This is a genomic window from Kitasatospora sp. NPDC004531 (assembly GCF_053602195.1).
On record NZ_JBSGDD010000044.1, the window covers coordinates 38,268 to 55,558 of the forward strand.

A 17,291-nucleotide genomic window follows, 5' to 3' on the forward strand; every position below is an offset into this window, starting at 1 on the left:
GCTCAGGGCTCCTTCCGGATTTTTGTAGAAGTGTCACCCCGTGAAGGGGACCGGTCGGCCACGCCGCTGTGGCTGGTGCCGATCACGGAGGGTTGATCCCGCTTCTCTGTGCGAGCCTACCGTTTGCGGGGCACCTCACCCTGCGTGCCGGGCAACGTGGACGGGAGGCGTCGCATTCCCCTGGTGGCTCGTCAACTGCTCTGTCCTACATTCACCCGGCCGGGGAGGGTTTGCCCGTCCGAGGGGCAAGACGCGAGCGCACACGGCTCGCCGGGGGACCCCGGGGCGGATCGGGAGATATGGAACGTCTATGGTTGCGTGGTACGCGCAGCGCGGACGGTGGGCACCCTGCGGGTCTCCGGGACGCCTGTGGAAGTTCATCGACTGTTGAGGTGTCCGTGACCGCCGTCGAAGCCCGCCCCGCCGGGGTGGTAGGGACGAGCACCGCACGCCGGCCGTTCGGGGCCCGCATCGGGGCCTTCGTCGCCCTCACCAAACCGCGGATCATCGAGCTGCTGCTGATCTCCACGGTGCCGGTGATGTTCCTGGCCCAGGGCGGCGTGCCCAACCTGTGGCGGGTGCTCGCGGTGGTGGTCGGCGGCTACCTGTCCGCGGGCGGCGCCAACGCGCTCAACATGTACATCGACCGCGACATCGACGCGGTGATGTCCCGCACCGAACGGCGTCCGATCGTCACCGGCATGGTCTCCCCCCGGGAGGCCGTGGTCTTCGGTGTCACGCTGGCCGTGGTCTCCACCGTCTGGCTCGGGCTCCTGGTCAACTGGCTGTCCGCGGCGCTCGCGCTGGCCGCGCTGCTGTTCTACGTGTTCGTCTACACGCTGGGCCTCAAGCGGCGCACCGCGCAGAACGTCGTCTGGGGCGGCATCGCCGGCTGCATGCCGGTGTTCGTCGGCTGGGCGTCGATCACCGACTCGCTGTCCTGGTCGGCGCTGCTGCTGTTCCTGGTGGTGTTCTTCTGGACGCCGCCGCACACCTGGGTGCTGTCGATGAAGGTCCGCGACGACTACACCCGGGCCGGCGTGCCGATGCTCCCGGTGATTCGCGGCAACATCGGCGTGGCCAAGCAGGTCGTCGTCTACTCCTGGGTGATGGTGGCGACCTCGATGCTGCTGTGGCCGGTCGCGCACACCAGCTGGCTGTACCCGGTCACCGCCGCCGTGCTCGGTGCGCTGTGGATGAAGGAGGCGTACGCGCTCCAGTCGCGCGCCAAGGCCGGCATCGTGGGCGCCAAGCTCAAGGAGATGCGGCTGTTCCACTGGTCGATCACGTACCTGACGCTGCTGTTCCTGGAAGTCGCGATCGACCCGTTCATCGGCTGACACCCCCTGCGAAACCCCCTCCGGCCTCAGCGCGGCGCAAGCCCGCTGGGGCCGACGTGGTTCTCCAGCCATTCGTGCAGCGGGGCCGCCGCGTGCAGGAAGCCGGTGATCCGGCCGTAGGCCTTCGCGGTGCCCAGCCACGGGGCGGGCTCCCACTGCTGCCAGGCGATCAGGCCCTTGTGGCGCAGCAGCTCGATCCGCGGGTGGTCCTTCGGGTAGCCGCGCGGCGCGGTCTTCAGGCTGTCCCGCCCGACCACCTCGGGCCCGGCCGCGCGGACCGCCGCCACCACCCGCTCCAGCTCGGCGCCCGGCAGGTCCTCGGCGACCGCGGCGCGGTAGGCCGCCAGCTGGTCGCTCGCCAGGTGGTAGTAGCCGAGCCCGCAGGCCAGCCCGTCGGCGGACAGCTGCACGTACCCGCCGGACTCCAGCACCGCGCCGATGTGCGTCTTGTACGGAGACTTGTCGGCGGAGAAGCGGACGTCCCGGTTCGGGCGGAAGATCTTCCCCGGGCCGAACTCGGGCTCCAGGCGGGCCAGCAGCGCCTCCATGGGGGCCCGCACCTGCTCCTCGTACCGGGCCCGGTGCTCGGTCCAGAAGGTCCTGGAGTTGTCGGCCTCCAGGTGCTCGTAGAACTCCAGCGCCTCGGCCGGCCAGCCACGGAAATCGCTCATCGGGCCAGTATTCCCGGTGCGGGCGGGCCGGCCGGCGGCTTTGCCCGGGCAGGGGGTGACGTTTCGTCGGGGGAAACAGTTCTCCAGTAGGGTCGGCGACCGCCGTGACCTGTCGTCATCTTTTCGGGGGAACCGATGCCGCTGCAGTCCATCGTCGTGTCCGGACACCGCTTCCACGCCCGGGAACCCGCCGAGCTCGCCGAGCGGATCGGGGCCTTCGCCGAACCGCCCACCCGGATGCTGCTCGGCGCGGACGGGCTCACCACCACCCTGCTCGCCGCCTGGACCCGCGGGCCCGTCCGGGTCGGCTGCGCCGACCACCTGCGGGTGGCCGCCGCCGGGGCGCCGCCCGGGGCGGCGGCGCTGCTGCGGGCCGGCGCGGACGAGGAGCTGATCGTCCGCCGCTCGGTGCTCACCGGCGCCGGGCGCGCCGAGCTCTCGCGCAACCTGGTGGTCGCCCGGCCCGCCCTCTCCGGCGCCGCCGAACAGTGCCTGACCGACCCCGGCGCCCCGATCGGCGCCGCCCTGCAGGCCACCGGCACCGGCTACCGGCGCACCGTGCTGGACGCCGGGGTGCGGGACTGGGACGGCGCGGACGCCGCCTACAAGACCTACCTGATGTGGCACGGGACGCAGCCGCTGGCCGTCGTCACCGAGACCTTCCACCCGGCCGCGGTGCCCGCCGCGTCCGCCGCCCTGCTCGTCGCCGGAGGACGCCGATGACCCCCCGCCGCACCACCACCGTCGCGATCGTCGGCGCCGGGCCCGCCGGGCTGGTGCTCGCCCATGTGCTGCACCGGGCCGGGATCGCCGTCACCGTCCACGAACGCCTCTCCCGGGCCGCGGTGGAGAGCGCCGCCCGGGCCGGGGTGCTGGAGCACCGGGTGGTCGAGTACCTGCGGGCGCTCGGCCTGGCCGACCGGCTGACCGCCGAGGGCGAGCGGCACGGGCGGTGCGAGATGACCTGCCTCGGCGAGCACGTGCTGGTCGACTACGGCCTGCTGTCCGGCGGCGTCCGGCACTGGGTGTACCCGCAGCAGCTGCTGCTGCGCGACCTGATCGCCCGCTACGAGCAGGACGGCGGCCTGATCGAGTTCGAACGGCCGGTGCTGGGGGTGGACGAGGACGCGGCGGGCCGGCCGGTGCTGCACACCGCCGACGGGCCGCTGCGCGCCGAGTACGCGATCGGCTGCGACGGCGCGCACAGCGTGGTCGCCGCCGCCTTCCCGGCCGGCTCGGAGGGCCCCGGGCGGCGCTACCCGTACGACTGGCTGACGGTGCTGGCGCGGATCTCCCGGCCGGTCGAGCAGATCCGGTACGCGGTGCACGAGGACGGGTTCGCCGGGATGATGCCGCGCACCGCCGACGTCGGGCGGTTCTACCTGGAGGTGCCCGCCGAGGAGGACCTGGGCGGGTGGGACGAGCGGCGGATCCGGGCCGAGCTCGGGCGGCGGCTGGCGCTCGGCGGCGCGGACCCCGCCGTGGGCGCGCTGCTGGAGACCGGCATGCTGCGGATGCGCGGCCGGGTCGCCCGCCGGATCCGGGCCGGCCGGCTGCTGCTGGCGGGGGACGCCGCGCACACCGTCACCCCGTCCGGCGCCAAGGGCCTGAACTCGGCGGTCGCCGACGCGGCCGACCTGGCGTCCGCGCTGCTGGCCGAGCTCGGCGGGGGAGATCCGGGCCCGCTGGACGGCTACGAGCGGCGCAGGCTGGACGCGGCCTGGCGGACCCAGGAGTTCTCCGAGCAGCTGCTCGACCTGCTGCACCTGCCCGTCGGGCTGGCGGGCGGCGAGCGGGAGTTCGCGCTGCGGCTGCGGCTGGAGCGGATCCGCCGGATCGCCGTCCCCGGGCCGGAGGGCGCGGCGTTCGCGCTGGCCTACGCCGGGGCCGGTGAGCTGGCGCTGCCCGCCATGTGGCCGTCGGCACAGGGCGGTGCCGTCGCCACCGGCGCTACCGGTCGGTAGCATGCGGGCATGACCAGCGCAGAGACCGCCACCACCGCCGCGCCGGACGCCCGCGTCGAGCGCCGCGCCAAGCGCATTGCCAAGCACCTGACCAGCTTCGCCGCGCAGCACGGCGGCAGCGCCGACGGCGTCGTCGAGTACGTCGGCCGCACCGCCACCCGGATCGTGGTGGTCGGCGCGGACGGCACCTGGGGCGACCAGGTCGCCCCGACCTACGCGATCGGCCGCCGGGCCGCCGAGCTGGCCGGGCTCACCCTGCACGACGACTTCGAGGGCGAGCTGGGCCTGAAGGTGAAGACCGGCCCGTACGAGTGGAAGCGGATGGCGGGCATCCAGATCTGACGGGGGCCGTCACCCCTGGGCGGTGAGTTTGAGCAGGAGCGCGGACAGCTGTCCGCGCTCCTGTGCGTTCAGCGGGGCGAGCGCCTCGTCCAGCAGGGCGGGCACGGCGGTCTCGGCGGTGGCCAGGCGATGGCGGCCGGCCGGGGTGAGGGTGACGGCGTAGGCACGGCGGTCGGCGGGGTCGCGCTCGCGGCGGACCAGGCCGTCCCGCTCCAGGCCGTCGCAGACGCCGACCATCACGGTGCGGTCGATCCGCAGCTGCTCGCCCAGGGCGCGCTGGGAGGACGGGCCGCGCTCGGCGAGCATCTTCAGCACCAGGTGCGGGCCGACGCCGAGGCCGGCCGCGCGGGCGTGCGCCTCGGCGATCCGGGCCACTGCCGAGGAGGCGCGGCACAGGGCGATGTCGGGCCGCTCGGCCGCGAGCTGTGGGAAGTAGCCGTCGGTCATCCGTCCTCCTGATCGGTCCTGGGCAGCAGTGTAATCGTCTGGCCGCAGATTGTTTGACCGTCGATCGATGGGCTCATATGCTTCCGGATCATCTGCGCAACAACTGTCTGCCGCCAGACGATAGGGGAGTGCTGTGCTCGCAACCGGCAGCGGTGGCACTTCCTGGTGGTCACCGGGACCGAGCAGCGGCTGAAGGTCGCCGAACTCTTCCGCAAGGCGCTGCGCACCGGCGGCGGCGCCCCGCCCACCGCCCGCGACCACGCCCGGATGCACGCCCACCCCGGCAGCATGGAGCGGATCTACGACGGGCTGCAGCACCTGTACGACAACGTCCACCGGGTGCCCGCGTTCGTCGTACCGGCGATCGAGGGCCGCACCGAGGGCGCCTCGGTGCTCGACCAGTCGATGACCTGGGGGTCGATCCTGCCCGCTGTCTGGAGCTTCATGCTGGCCGCCCGGGCCCGCGGCCTCGGCACCGTGTGGACCACCGCGCAGGGCCCGGTGGAGCGGGAGCTGGCCGAGCTGCTCGGCGTCCCGCACCGCGAGGTGATGCTGGCGGCGTTCATCCCGCTCGCGCACACCGTCGGGACGGACTTCAAGCCGGCCCGACGGATCCCGCGCGAGCAGGTCCTGCACTGGGACAGGTGGTGAGCGCTACGCCACCAGCTCGGTGGACGGGGCGGTGGCCTGGGCCGGGATCCGGGCGCGGGTGCGCAGGGCCAGCGGGATGCGCAGGGCGGCGCCCCAGATCAGGGCGGCGCCCAGCATGTGCACGCCGACCATCAGCTCGGGGGCGTCGGTGAAGTACTGGACGAAGCCCAGCACGCCCTGCACCATCAGCAGCGCGAACAGCTCGCGGACCCGGGCCCGGGCCGCGGCGGGGGCCTTCACGGCGGCGAACACCAGCAGCGCGGCCAGCGTCAGGCCGACCGAGAGGAACACCAGGTCGGCGTGGGCCTGGGTGAGCCGGTCGTAGTCGAAGGTGGTGATCCGCGGGGTGCCGGCCGAGCCGGGGTGGTGGCCCGCGCCGGTGACCAGGGTGCCGACCAGCGCGAGCGCGCCGATCGAGCCCACCAGCACCTGCGCGAAGCGGTGGATCGCCGGCGCGACCAGCAGCCGCGGCTCGCCGTCGCCCTCCTTGGACCGCTCCCAGCCCAGCACCGTCGTCCACACCAGGCCCAGCGCGGCCACCATGTGGAAGCCGACCACGTACGGGTTGAGGTGGGTCAGCACCGTGATGCCGCCGATCACCGCGTTCGACATCACCAGCCAGAACTGCGCCCAGCCGAGCCTGGTCAGCGAGCGCCGCCACGGCTTGCAGCAGCGGGCGGCCAGGATGAACCAGCCGACCGCGGCGGACAGCACGTAGGTCAGCATCCGGTTGGTGAACTCGATGACGCCGTGGATGCCCATCGCGGCCGTCGGCGTCAGGCTCTCGCCGGTGCAGCGGGGCCAGGTGGTGCAGCCGAGGCCGGAGTCGGTGAGCCGGACGGCCCCGCCGGTGACCACGATCACCACGCTCATCACCACGGCGGCCATGGCGGCCAGACGGACGTGCTGCGGGCTCGGGTGCCAGCGCTCGGCGAGGAGGGAGAACGGATTGGTCACCGGACCATGGTAGGCGGGCTTACACGCCGTTCCGGCGGCGGGCGCGGTGGAGCGGGCGCCCGGGAGGACGCGCGGACAAAACGGGTGCTTTCGAGCGTGTCGGGTCACTGGTCTTGACCTACCGGCGAGTGGCCGAAAGGGTGCGACTTGGTTCAGACCTTTCACAGGTTGGGCTCATCTCCCCCTGCCCGTCTCCATTCGCGGAGTCCTGCACATGCGCAAGTCCATATCCGCTGCCGCCGTGGCACTCGGTGGCTCCCTCGCCCTTGCCGCGCTGGTCGTTCCGACCTCCGCGACCGCCGCCCCCGGCGAGGGCAGCTGCTTCAGCCTCGGCGTCGCCGGCAAGTACGGAGAGTTCATCGAGGGCGACGACACCCACAGCCCCGACGCCGAGGGCGCTGTCGCGGTCGGCGGCAACGCCGATTTCAGCCACGGTGGCTTCACCGTCGGCAACGAGCTCACCGCCGCCGAGGTGGCCGCGCTGCCCGGCGGCATGGCGCTGGTGGTCGGCGGCAATCTCGTCCAGAACGGCGCCCACGTCCAGGTGATGAAGGGCAAGGGCGTGGTGGCCGGCCAGATCGTCGGCGGCGGCCAGCTGGAGGGCGTCGGCAAGGGCCCGTCGCCGATCGACTTCGCCGCCGAGTTCGCCAAGCTGCGCGCGCTCTCCGCCGAACTGGCCAGGACCGCCGGCGCGGCCCCGGCCGCCGACGGGCGGACGCTGACCTTCACCGGCACCGACGCCAAGGCCAACTTCTTCACGGTGTCGGCGGACACCCTGCAGAAGGCGAACGAGATCCAGCTCAAGGTCCCGGCCGGCTCGTCCACCGTGATCACCGTCACCGGCGGCAGCTACGACCAGACCAAGGCGCCCACCAGCGGCTTCCTGATCTGGGACAACGCCAGGAAGAGCTACGTGCTGGACGACAAGCTCCAGTCCGCGGACGGCGGCGCCGAGCGGTCCAGGCTGCTGTGGAACTTCCCGACCGCCACGAAGATCACCAAGCACAGCGGGAACGCCTGGCCGGGCAGCATCCTGGCCCCGAACGCGGCGTTCGACCTGGGCCGGGGCGGGCCGGTGAACGGCTCGGTGTGGGCGAAGTCGCTGACCGGCAGCGGCGGGGCCGAGACCCACCACTACCCGTTCGAGGGCTGCCTGCCCGGCACCACGGTGCCGCCGGTCTCGCCCTCGCCGTCCCCCTCGGGGAGCACCGGCACCTCCGAGAGCCCGTCGCCGTCGAGCAGCGCCTCGACCCCGGGCGGCACCGCCTCCCCGAGCCCGAGCGGTTCGGCCGGTCCTTCGGAGAGTGCGTCGGCCGGTGTCACGCCCGCCCCGTCCGCGAGCCACGGCTCGGGCGGCTCGGGCGGCGGCGGCGGTGGCGGGCTGGCGTTCACCGGCGTCGAGGGCCTGCTGCCGCTGACCGTCGGCGGTGTCGTGGTGCTCGGCGTCGGCGGCGCGCTGGTCTACAAGGCGCGCCGCAAGAAGGCCGCCTCCGCCTGACCCCCGGAGTAGGGCCCCCGCCCGGGGGCCCTACTCCCAGCGGAAGAAGCGGGCCGCCGCGGCCAGGCCCAGCACCGACCAGACGGCCAGGATGCCGAGGTCGGCCCAGGGCGTGCCGCCGCCCAGCTGGAGGACCGAGCGCAGGCCGTCGGAGAGGGCCGAGATCGGCAGCAGCTCCAGCACCGGGCGCACCGCGTCCGGGAACTTGGCGAGCGGGACGACCACGCCGCCGGCCAGCAGCAGCAGGATGAACACCAGGTTGGCGCCGGCCAGCGTGGCCTCCGCGCGCAGCGTGCCGGCCATCAGCAGGCCGAGGCCGGAGAACGCGGCGGTGCCGAGCACCAGCAGGAGCAGCACCGCGAGCGGGTTGCCGTGCGGCGACCAGCCGAGGGCGAGCGCGATGCCGGACAGCAGCAGCACCTGGAGCAGTTCGGTGACCAGCACGCAGCCGGTCTTCGCGGTGAGCAGCGCCCAGCGCGGCAGCGGCGTGGCGCCGAGCCGCTTGAGGACGCCGTAGCGGCGCTCGAAGCCGGTGGCGATGGCCTGGCCGGTGAAGGCGGTGGACATCACGGCGAGCGCCAGCAGGCCGGGCGCGAGGAAGTCGACCCGCTTGCCGGGGCCGTCCACGGCGACCACGTCGACGGCGGAGAACAGCACCAGCAGCACGGTGGGGATGACCACGGTGAGCAGCAGCTGCTCGCCGTTGCGCAGCAGCATCCTGGTCTCCAGGGCGGTCTGCGCGAGCAGCATCCGGCCGACCGGGGCGGCGCCCGGGCGGGGGGTGAGGTCGGTGGCGGTCATCGCAGGTCACGTCCGGTCAGGTCGAGGAAGACGTCTTCGAGGCTGCGGCGCTGCACCGCGAGCTTGTCGGGCATCACCCCGGCTTCGGCGCACCAGCCGGTGACGGCGGCGAGCAGGGCGGCGTCCAGGGCGGCCTCGACGCGGTAGGAGCCGGGGGCGGGCTCGGTGACGGCGGCGGCGTCCGGGAGGACCTTGCGCAGCCCGGCCAGGTCCAGTCCGGCGGGGCCCTCGAAGCGCAGCTGGGCGTCGGCGCCGCGCAGCCCGTCGGGGGTGCCGTGGGCGACGACCCGGCCGCGGTCGATGATCGCGACGTGGTCGGCGAGCTGTTCGGCCTCGTCCATCTGGTGGGTGGTGAGGACGACGGTGACGCCGGCGGCGCGCAGTTCGGCGACCAGGTCCCAGGTGGCGCGGCGGGCCTGCGGGTCGAGGCCGGCGGTGGGCTCGTCGAGGAAGACCAGTTCGGGGCGGCCGACCACGGCCATGGCGAGGGCCAGGCGCTGCTGCTGGCCGCCGGAGAGCCGGCGGTAGGGGGTGCGGCCGCAGGAGTCGAGGCCGAGGCGTTCGGCGAGCGGGTCGACGGGCAGCGGGTTCGCGTACAGCTTCGCGGTGTGGCGGAGCATTTCGAGGGCGCGCGCACCGGCGTACACGCCCCCGGACTGGAGCATCACGCCGATCCGCGGGCGGAGCTGCGCGGCCTGCGCGACCGGGTCCAGCCCGAGGACGCGGACGGTGCCGGCGTCGGGGCGGCGGTAGCCCTCGCAGGTCTCGATCGTGGTGGTCTTGCCCGCGCCGTTCGGGCCGAGCACGGCGGTGACGGCGCCGCGGGCGACGGCCAGGTCCAGGCCGTCCACGGCGGTCTTGTCGCCGTACCGCTTGACCAGTGCGGTCACCTCGACGGCGGGGTCTGCATGCATACCCGCGAGTGTAGGAGCCGGCCGCTGCGCCGTCCGGGTAAGGCTTGCCTTCCGTGACGGAGGCCACCGGTGCGCCCCGGGTCGTGGCTTGTCTCCCGTCGGCGAATTAAGCAACAATCGTGTTGTGAAAAACATCCGCGAGCATGACGCTCAGCGGGAGCCCGAGGCTCCCGGCTGCGACGTGCCCGCGACGGCGGCGGCGGAGGCGCTCACCGAGGGCCACCGGGCGACCCGGGAGCGGGTCGCACGGTCGATCCTCGACCACGGGCCGTCCTCGGCCGCCGACCTGGCCGGCCGCCTGGGCCTGACCACCGCCGCGGTGCGCCGCCACCTGGACGGCCTGACCGCCGCCGGGCTGGTCGAGTCCCGCGAGCAGCGGGTCTACGGCAGCCGCGGCCGGGGCCGCCCCGCCAAGGTGTTCGCCCTGACCGACGACGGGCGGGACGCCTTCCACCAGGCCTACGACCAGCTCGCCGCGGACGCGCTGCGCTGGATCTCGGAGGCGGCCGGCGGCGGCGAGGCGGGCGAGCAGGCGGTCGCCGCCTTCGCCCGGGCCCGGCTCGCCAAGCAGGGCCGCAAGTACGCGGGCACGGTCGAACAGGCCGACGCCCAGCAGCGGGCCGAGGCACTCGCCCAGGCCCTGAGTGCCGACGGGTACGCTGCCACGGTGCGGCGGGTCCCCACCGCCGGCTCGGCGCCCGCCGCCCCGGCCGGCGCCCAGCTCTGCCAGCACCACTGCCCGGTCGCGCACATCGCCGAGCAGTTCCCGCAGCTCTGCGAGGCGGAGACCGAGGTCTTCTCGCAGCTCCTGGGCACCCATGTGCAACGGCTGGCCACCATCGCCCACGGCGACGGGGTCTGCACCACGTATGTGCCGGCATCCGGTGCCGCACCGTCGTCCTCCCGGACGCCCGGTGCCGTGCCGACTGCCGGTACGTCCCCCAACGAAACCGGCTCCACCGCGCGGAGGAACCTCGCATGACTGACATCGCACACCCCGAGCTCGAAGGCCTCGGCACGTACGAGTACGGCTGGGCCGACTCGGACGCGGCCGGTGCCGCCGCCAAGCGCGGCCTGAGCGAAGAGGTCGTCCGCGACATCTCGGCGAAGAAGAGCGAGCCCGAGTGGATGCTCAACCTTCGCCTCAAGGGCCTGAAGCTGTTCGGCAAGAAGCCCATGCCGACCTGGGGCTCCGACCTGTCGGGCATCGACTTCGACAACATCAAGTACTTCGTGCGCTCGACCGAGAAGCAGGCCGAGTCCTGGGAGGACCTGCCCGCCGACATCAAGGCCACCTACGACAAGCTGGGCATCCCGGAGGCGGAGAAGCAGCGCCTGGTCGCCGGTGTCGCCGCCCAGTACGAGTCCGAGGTCGTCTACCACCAGATCCGCGAGGACCTGGAGGAGCAGGGCGTCATCTTCCTGGACACCGACACCGCGCTGAAGGAGCACCCGGAGCTCTTCAAGGAGTACTTCGGCACCGTCATCCCGGTGGGCGACAACAAGTTCGCCTCGCTGAACACCGCGGTGTGGTCCGGCGGATCGTTCATCTACGTGCCGAAGGGCGTGCACGTGGACATCCCGCTGCAGGCCTACTTCCGGATCAACACCGAGAACATGGGCCAGTTCGAGCGGACGCTGATCATCGTCGACGAGGACGCCTACGTCCACTACGTCGAGGGCTGCACCGCGCCGATCTACTCCTCGGACTCGCTGCACTCCGCGGTGGTCGAGATCATCGTCAAGAAGGGCGGCCGCTGCCGCTACACGACCATCCAGAACTGGTCGAACAACGTCTACAACCTGGTCACCAAGCGCGCCGTGGCGTACGAGGGCGCGACCATGGAGTGGGTCGACGGCAACATCGGCTCCAAGGTCACCATGAAGTACCCGGCCGTCTACCTGATGGGCGAGCACGCCAAGGGCGAGACGCTGTCGATCGCGTTCGCGGGCGAGGGCCAGCACCAGGACGCCGGCGCGAAGATGGTCCACATGGCGCCGAACACCTCGTCGCACATCGTCTCCAAGTCGGTGGCGCGCGGCGGCGGCCGGACCTCCTACCGCGGCCTGATCGAGATCGGCGAGGGCTCGCACGGCGCCAAGTCGAACGTGCTGTGCGACGCGCTGCTGGTGGACACCATCTCCCGCTCGGACACCTACCCGTACGTGGACGTCCGCGAGGACGACGTGTCGATGGGCCACGAGGCGACGGTCTCCAAGGTCTCCGAGGACCAGCTCTTCTACCTGATGAGCCGCGGCCTGACCGAGACCGAGGCGATGGCGATGATCGTCCGCGGCTTCGTCGAGCCGATCGCCCGAGAGCTGCCGATGGAGTACGCGCTGGAGCTGAACCGGCTGATCGAGCTGCAGATGGAGGGCGCGGTCGGCTGACGCGCCGTCAGCCCCCGCCCGTCCGTCGACCATTTCCGAAAGAGAGCAACACGAACAGCCATGGCTGAGCAGAACACCCCCGGCTCCACCACCGCCGGTTCGATCGAGGTGGGCACCGCCGGCGCCGGCGCGCAGCTCGCCGGCCCGGGCACCGGCCGCGAGAGCGTCCGGCAGCCGATCGACGCCCGGGTCGCGGTCAAGCCGTCCTTCGACGTCAACGACTTCCCGGTGCCGACCGGCCGCGAGGAGGACTGGCGCTTCACGCCGATGCACCGCCTCGGCGGCCTGCACGACGGCACCGCGGTGGACGCGGTGAAGGGCGAGGACAAGATCGAGCTGGGCCTGCCGGAGGGCGTGACCTCCGAGCTGGTCGGCCGCGACGACGCCCGGATCGGCAAGGCCGGCACCCCGGTGGACCGGGTCGCTGCGCAGGCGTTCAGCGCCTTCGAGCAGGCCCTGGTGGTGACCGTCCCCAAGGAGACGGTGCTGACCGAGCCGGTCCGGATCGACGTGCACGGCGAGGGCGGTGTCCGCTTCGCCCACCTGGTGGTCGAGGTCAAGCCGTTCGCCGAGGCCGTCGTGGTGCTGAACCACTCCGGCACCGGCACCCGCGCCGCCAACGTCGACCTGCTGGTCGGCGACGGCGCCAAGCTGACCTTCGTCTCCGTCCAGGACTGGGAGCGCGACGCGGTGCACGCTGCCCAGTGCAACGCGCTGGTCGGTCGGGACGCCTCGTTCAAGTCGGTCGTCGTGACCTTCGGCGGCGACCTGGTGCGCCTGCACCCGCGGGTCTCCTACGCGGGCCCCGGCGGCGAGGCCGAGCTGTTCGGCCTGTACTTCGCCGACGCGGGCCAGCACCTGGAGCACCGCCTGATCATCGACCACGACACCCCGCACTGCCGCTCCAACGTCGCCTACAAGGGCGCGCTGCAGGGCGAGGACGCGCACGCGGTGTGGATCGGAGACGTGCTGATCCGCGCGGCCGCGGTCGGCACCGACACCTACGAGCTCAACCGCAACCTGGTGCTCACCGACGGCGCCCGGGTCGACTCGGTCCCGAACCTGGAGATCGAGACCGGCGAGATCGTCGGCGCCGGCCACGCCTCCGCCACCGGCCGCTTCGACGACGAGCAGCTGTTCTACCTGCAGTCGCGCGGCATCCCGGCCGACGAGGCCCGCCGCCTGGTGGTGCGCGGCTTCTTCGCCGAGCTGGTCCAGCAGATCGGCGTCGCCGAGATCCAGGACCGCCTGATGGCGAAGATCGAGGCCGAGCTGGAAGAGACGGTCGCATGAGTGCCGGCTACGTGCGTGCCTGTGCGCTGAGCGTGCTGCAGGAGGACGTGCCCAAGAAGGTCGAGCTGAACGGCGTCCCGGTGGCGGTCGTCCGCACCGACGAGGGCGTGTTCGCGATCAACGACATCTGCTCGCACGCCAACGTCTCGCTGTCCGAGGGCGAGGTCGAGGACTGCATGATCGAGTGCTGGCTGCACGGCTCCAGCTTCGACCTGCGCACCGGAAAGCCGTCCGGGCTGCCCGCGACCAGGCCGGTCGCCGTCTACCCCGTAAAGATCGAAGGGGACGATGTGCTCGTCTCCGTCAACCAGGAGAACTGAGTACCCCATGGCAACGCTTGAAATCCGCGACCTGCACGTCACCGTCGAGGCCGAGGGCGGCCCCCGCGAGATCCTCAAGGGCGTCGACCTGACGGTCAAGCAGGGCGAGACCCACGCGATCATGGGTCCGAACGGCTCCGGCAAGTCCACCCTGGCCTACTCGCTGGCCGGCCACCCCAAGTACACCGTCACCGGCGGCCAGGTGCTGCTGGACGGCGAGGACGTGCTGGCGATGTCGGTCGACGAGCGCGCCAAGGCCGGCCTGTTCCTGGCCATGCAGTACCCGGTCGAGGTGCCCGGCGTCTCGGTCTCCAACTTCCTGCGCACCGCCGCCACCGCCGTCCGCGGCGAGGCCCCCAAGCTGCGGCTGTGGGTCAAGGAGGTCAAGGAGGCGATGGCCGCCCTGCAGATGGACCCGGCGTTCGCCGAGCGCAACGTCAACGAGGGCTTCTCCGGCGGTGAGAAGAAGCGCCACGAGATCCTCCAGCTGGAGCTGCTCAAGCCGAAGGTCGCGATCCTCGACGAGACCGACTCCGGCCTGGACGTCGACGCGCTGCGGATCGTCTCCGAGGGCATCAACCGGGTCCGCTCCACCGGCGAGGTCGGCACCCTGCTGGTCACCCACTACACCCGCATCCTGCGCTACATCAAGCCCGACTACGTGCACGTCTTCGCGGGCGGCAAGATCGTCGAGTCCGGCGGCGCCGAGCTCGCCGACAAGCTGGAGGAAGAGGGCTACGAGAGCTACGTGAAGGGCGGCGCTTCCGAGTGACCCATTCCCATCTGACCGGACTCCTCGACACCGACGCGATCCGCAAGGACTTCCCGGTCCTGTCGCGGGTGCTGCACGACGGCAAGCCGCTGGTCTACCTGGACAACGCGGCGACCTCGCAGAAGCCGCGCCAGGTGCTGGACGCGCTGAACGCCTACTACGAGCAGCACAACGCCAACGTCCACCGCGGCGTGCACGTGCTCGCCGAGGAGGCCACCGCGCTGTACGAGGGCGCCCGGGACAAGGTCGCGGCGTTCATCAACGCGCCCAGCCGGAACGAGGTGATCTTCACCAAGAACGCCTCGGAGTCGCTCAACCTCGTTGCCAACATGCTGGGTTGGGCCGACGAGCCGTACCGGGTGGACGCCGACTCGGAGATCGTCATCACCGAGATGGAGCACCACTCCAACATCGTGCCGTGGCAGCTGCTGGCGCAGCGCACCGGTGCGAAGCTGAAGTGGTTCGGGCTGACCGACGAGGGCCGGCTCGACCTGTCCAACATCGACGAGCTGATCACCGAGAAGACGAAGATCGTCTCGGTGACGCTGGTGTCGAACCTGCTGGGCACCGTCAACCCGGTGGAGACCATCGTCCGCAAGGCGCAGTCGGTCGGCGCGCTGGTCGCCATCGACGCCTCGCAGGCCGCCCCGCACGCCGCCCTCGACGTGCAGGCGCTGGAGGCCGACTTCGTCGCCTTCACCGGCCACAAGATGCTCGCCCCGACCGGCATCGGCGTGCTGTGGGGACGCCAGGAGCTGCTGGAGGACCTCCCGCCGTTCCTCGGCGGCGGCGAGATGATCGAGACCGTCACCATGGGCTCGTCCACCTACGCCCCCGCGCCGCACAAGTTCGAGGCCGGCACCCCGCCGATCTCGCAGGCCGTCGGGCTGGGCGCCGCCATCGACTACCTGTCGGCGATCGGCATGGACAAGGTGGCCGCGCACGAGCACGCGATCACCGCGTACGCGATCGAGCGCCTCGCCGAGGTGCCCGACCTGCGGATCATCGGCCCGCGCACGGCCGTGGACCGCGGTGCGGCGATCTCCTTCACGCTGGGCGACATCCACCCCCACGACGTGGGCCAGGTCCTCGACGAGCAGGGCATCGCCGTCCGGGTCGGCCACCACTGCGCGCGGCCGGTCTGCCTGCGGTACGGAATTCCGGCGACCACCAGGGCGTCGTTCTATCTGTACTCCACGCCCGGCGAGGTGGACGCGCTGATCGACGGCCTCCACCACGTCCGCAACTTCTTCGGCTGAGGTGGCTGGCATGAAGCTCGACTCGATGTACCAGGAGATCATCCTGGACCACTACCGCAACCCCCACGGCAAGGGGCTGCGGGACGGCGACGCCGAGGTGCACCACGTCAACCCGACGTGCGGCGACGAGATCACCCTGCGGGTGAAGCTCGACGGCGCCGTCGTCGCGGACGTCTCCTACGAGTCGCAGGGCTGCTCGATCAGCCAGGCCTCCGCCTCCGTCCTGAACGACCTGGTGGTCGGCAAGACGGTCGGCGAGGCCCAGCAGGTCCAGGAGGCCTTCCTGGAACTGATGCAGAGCAAGGGCCAGTCCGAGGGCGACGAGGAGATCCTGGAGGACGCCGTGGCCTTCGCCGGGGTCTCCAAGTACCCGGCCCGGGTCAAGTGCGCCCTGCTCGGCTGGATGGCCTGGAAGGACGCCACCGCGAAGGCCCTGTCCGGCCGCCCCTCGATCAACGACTGACGCCCGTTAGGACACTGGATTCATGAGCGAGAACGAGACCCCCGAGGCCGCCCCGGCCGAGGTCGCGGTGTCCGACAGCCCCGGCGCGTTCACCACCGCCGGGACGGTCACCACCGAGGACCTCATGGAGGCCCTGATGGACGTCGTCGACCCCGAACTGGGCATCGACGTCGTCAACCTGGGCCTGATCTACGGCCTGCACATCGACGAGGACGACACCGCCACCGTCGACATGACGCTGACCTCCGCGGCCTGCCCCCTCACCGACGTCATCGAGGACCAGGCCCGCACCGCCACCGACGGCCTGGTCAAGGACCTGCGCATCAACTGGGTCTGGATGCCGCCGTGGGGCCCCGACAAGATCACCGACGAGGGCCGCGACCAGCTGCGCGCGCTCGGCTTCAACGTCTGACAGCTCGACGGAAGGGGCGGAATCCATCGGGATTCCGCCCCTTCCGCGTGCCTCCAGTCAGGCCCTGCGGCGCAGGACGGCGGCGGCCAGGGCCAGTGAGGCGGTGGCGGCGAGCAGGGCGAAGCCGGTGACGGCGGGGAGCAGGCCCCAGGCGCGGGTGAGGGTGCCGACGGCGATGATCGGGGCGGAGGAGCCGAGGTAGACGATCACCCAGAGGGTGGAGAGTTCGCTGCCGCGGCGGGCGGGGTCGAGGGCGGCGACGGCGGTGGTGAACAGGGAGCGGAAGGCGATGCCCTGGCTGACGCCGGCCAGCACGCTGCCGACGAAGAGGAGCGCGGGGGTGCCGGTGGCGGCGGCCGCGGTGAGCAGGCCGAGGCCGACGGCGAGGCCGGTCAGGCCGGCGGCGACCACCGCGCGGTCGGAGGTCGGCGGGACCAGCAGCTGGGCGGCCGCCGACGAGCCGAGCAGCAGGGCCGCGACGGCGGCGCCCGCCATCCGGGAGTCGGTGTGCAGCAGGGTGGCGGAGAACGCGGGGGCGAGCGCCAGGTAGACGCCGAACACCGCGTAGGAGACGAAGCCCGCGCCGGCCGCCAGCAGGAACTCGCGGCGGCCCGAGCGGGGCAGCCGCAGGCGCTGCGGGCGCAGGTGGGCGGGTGTGGTGACGCGCGGCGGGGAGGCCGGCGGGCGGAGGGCGGCGCGGACAGGTCGAACGCCCCGACGGCACCTTCCTGGACGTCCCCCCGCTGGACGGCGCCTTCGTCGTCAACCTCGGCGAACTCCTCGAAGTCGCCACCGA

The 17,291-nt window shown here is 72.3% G+C and carries 20 protein-coding genes; 14 read left to right on the plus strand and 6 right to left on the minus strand.

Features of this window, described 5'->3' with window-relative positions:
• The first annotated feature begins 398 nt into the window (after window positions 1-398).
• A complete protein-coding gene (locus ACWEMJ_RS19110; RefSeq protein ID WP_452138233.1) occupies window positions 399-1,340 on the plus strand; it encodes a heme o synthase in 942 nt (313 codons plus the stop codon).
• A gap of 26 nt (window positions 1,341-1,366) precedes the next feature.
• Here the strand turns inward: ACWEMJ_RS19110 and ACWEMJ_RS19115 are convergent, their stop codons facing one another.
• Complete coding sequence (locus tag ACWEMJ_RS19115) at window positions 1,367-2,011, minus strand: DUF2461 domain-containing protein (RefSeq protein WP_452138234.1); 645 nt, start codon at window positions 2,009-2,011, stop codon at window positions 1,367-1,369.
• Window positions 2,012-2,146: 135 nt separating this feature from the next.
• On the opposite strand from ACWEMJ_RS19115, the gene ACWEMJ_RS19120 reads away from it, so the two are divergent.
• Genes ACWEMJ_RS19120 through ACWEMJ_RS19130 form a run of 3 tightly spaced genes read left to right on the plus strand, consistent with a single transcriptional unit; the run spans window position 2,147 to window position 4,317 of the window.
• Window positions 2,147-2,734 (plus strand): hypothetical protein, encoded by a 588-nt coding sequence (locus ACWEMJ_RS19120; RefSeq protein ID WP_452138235.1) that lies wholly within the window; start codon window positions 2,147-2,149, stop codon window positions 2,732-2,734.
• Complete coding sequence (locus tag ACWEMJ_RS19125; RefSeq protein WP_452138236.1) at window positions 2,731-3,975, plus strand: FAD-dependent monooxygenase; 1,245 nt, start codon at window positions 2,731-2,733, stop codon at window positions 3,973-3,975. Before ACWEMJ_RS19120 ends, ACWEMJ_RS19125 begins: the two co-directional genes overlap by 4 nt.
• Before the next feature lie 9 nt (window positions 3,976-3,984).
• Window positions 3,985-4,317, plus strand: a complete 333-nt coding sequence (locus ACWEMJ_RS19130; RefSeq protein ID WP_035867061.1) for a hypothetical protein — start codon at window positions 3,985-3,987, stop codon at window positions 4,315-4,317.
• A gap of 9 nt (window positions 4,318-4,326) precedes the next feature.
• Here ACWEMJ_RS19130 and ACWEMJ_RS19135 read toward each other — a convergent pair whose 3' ends face one another.
• Entirely contained in the window at window positions 4,327-4,764 is a 438-nt protein-coding gene (locus ACWEMJ_RS19135) for a MarR family winged helix-turn-helix transcriptional regulator (RefSeq protein WP_452138237.1), read from the minus strand.
• Between the two features lie 120 nt (window positions 4,765-4,884).
• Here ACWEMJ_RS19135 and ACWEMJ_RS19140 point away from each other — a divergent pair, with 120 nt between their 5' ends.
• A complete protein-coding gene (locus ACWEMJ_RS19140; protein WP_452138249.1) occupies window positions 4,885-5,415 on the plus strand; it encodes a nitroreductase family protein in 531 nt (176 codons plus the stop codon).
• A 3-nt stretch (window positions 5,416-5,418) separates the two neighbouring features.
• On the opposite strand, the gene ACWEMJ_RS19145 is transcribed toward ACWEMJ_RS19140, so the two are convergent.
• Window positions 5,419-6,372: a COX15/CtaA family protein gene (locus ACWEMJ_RS19145; protein ID WP_452138238.1), complete on the minus strand. Its 954-nt coding sequence runs from the start codon at window positions 6,370-6,372 to the stop codon at window positions 5,419-5,421.
• 214 nt (window positions 6,373-6,586) lie between these two features.
• On the opposite strand from ACWEMJ_RS19145, the gene ACWEMJ_RS19150 reads away from it, so the two are divergent.
• Window positions 6,587-7,870 (plus strand): choice-of-anchor A family protein, encoded by a 1,284-nt coding sequence (locus ACWEMJ_RS19150; RefSeq protein ID WP_452138239.1) that lies wholly within the window; start codon window positions 6,587-6,589, stop codon window positions 7,868-7,870.
• Between the two features lie 30 nt (window positions 7,871-7,900).
• On the opposite strand, the gene ACWEMJ_RS19155 is transcribed toward ACWEMJ_RS19150, so the two are convergent.
• Together ACWEMJ_RS19155 and ACWEMJ_RS19160 are read right to left on the minus strand one after the other, a co-directional pair.
• Window positions 7,901-8,671, minus strand: a complete 771-nt coding sequence (locus tag ACWEMJ_RS19155) for an ABC transporter permease (RefSeq protein ID WP_073814855.1) — start codon at window positions 8,669-8,671, stop codon at window positions 7,901-7,903.
• Window positions 8,668-9,585: an ABC transporter ATP-binding protein gene (locus ACWEMJ_RS19160; protein ID WP_452138240.1), complete on the minus strand. Its 918-nt coding sequence runs from the start codon at window positions 9,583-9,585 to the stop codon at window positions 8,668-8,670. The genes ACWEMJ_RS19155 and ACWEMJ_RS19160 overlap by 4 nt, the downstream gene beginning before the upstream one ends.
• Before the next feature lie 133 nt (window positions 9,586-9,718).
• Between ACWEMJ_RS19160 and ACWEMJ_RS19165 the strand changes: the two genes are divergently transcribed.
• The 8 genes from ACWEMJ_RS19165 to ACWEMJ_RS19200 are packed head-to-tail and all read left to right on the plus strand — an operon-like array spanning window position 9,719 to window position 16,495.
• On the plus strand, window positions 9,719-10,567 hold the full coding sequence (locus tag ACWEMJ_RS19165; RefSeq protein WP_452138250.1) for a helix-turn-helix transcriptional regulator: 849 nt from the start codon (window positions 9,719-9,721) through the stop codon (window positions 10,565-10,567).
• On the plus strand, window positions 10,564-11,976 hold the full coding sequence (gene sufB, locus ACWEMJ_RS19170) for a Fe-S cluster assembly protein SufB (RefSeq protein WP_452138241.1): 1,413 nt from the start codon (window positions 10,564-10,566) through the stop codon (window positions 11,974-11,976). Before ACWEMJ_RS19165 ends, sufB begins: the two co-directional genes overlap by 4 nt.
• Before the next feature lie 60 nt (window positions 11,977-12,036).
• The gene (gene sufD, locus ACWEMJ_RS19175; protein ID WP_452138242.1) at window positions 12,037-13,269 is read left to right on the plus strand and encodes a Fe-S cluster assembly protein SufD; all 1,233 of its coding nucleotides are present in this window, start codon (window positions 12,037-12,039) and stop codon (window positions 13,267-13,269) included.
• Window positions 13,266-13,589, plus strand: coding sequence for a non-heme iron oxygenase ferredoxin subunit (locus ACWEMJ_RS19180; RefSeq protein WP_400897593.1), 324 nt, complete (start codon window positions 13,266-13,268; stop codon window positions 13,587-13,589). The genes sufD and ACWEMJ_RS19180 overlap by 4 nt, the downstream gene beginning before the upstream one ends.
• A 7-nt stretch (window positions 13,590-13,596) precedes the next feature.
• Window positions 13,597-14,361, plus strand: a complete 765-nt coding sequence (gene sufC, locus ACWEMJ_RS19185) for a Fe-S cluster assembly ATPase SufC (RefSeq protein WP_452138243.1) — start codon at window positions 13,597-13,599, stop codon at window positions 14,359-14,361.
• Complete coding sequence (locus ACWEMJ_RS19190) at window positions 14,358-15,620, plus strand: cysteine desulfurase (RefSeq protein WP_452138244.1); 1,263 nt, start codon at window positions 14,358-14,360, stop codon at window positions 15,618-15,620. Before sufC ends, ACWEMJ_RS19190 begins: the two co-directional genes overlap by 4 nt.
• A gap of 10 nt (window positions 15,621-15,630) precedes the next feature.
• The gene (gene sufU, locus ACWEMJ_RS19195) at window positions 15,631-16,083 is read left to right on the plus strand and encodes a Fe-S cluster assembly sulfur transfer protein SufU (RefSeq protein ID WP_452138245.1); all 453 of its coding nucleotides are present in this window, start codon (window positions 15,631-15,633) and stop codon (window positions 16,081-16,083) included.
• 22 nt (window positions 16,084-16,105) lie between these two features.
• The gene (locus ACWEMJ_RS19200; protein WP_452138246.1) at window positions 16,106-16,495 is read left to right on the plus strand and encodes a metal-sulfur cluster assembly factor; all 390 of its coding nucleotides are present in this window, start codon (window positions 16,106-16,108) and stop codon (window positions 16,493-16,495) included.
• Between the two features lie 57 nt (window positions 16,496-16,552).
• Here the strand turns inward: ACWEMJ_RS19200 and ACWEMJ_RS19205 are convergent, their stop codons facing one another.
• Window positions 16,553-17,056, minus strand: a complete 504-nt coding sequence (locus ACWEMJ_RS19205) for a hypothetical protein (RefSeq protein WP_452138247.1) — start codon at window positions 17,054-17,056, stop codon at window positions 16,553-16,555.
• Window positions 17,057-17,291 lie beyond the last annotated feature (235 nt).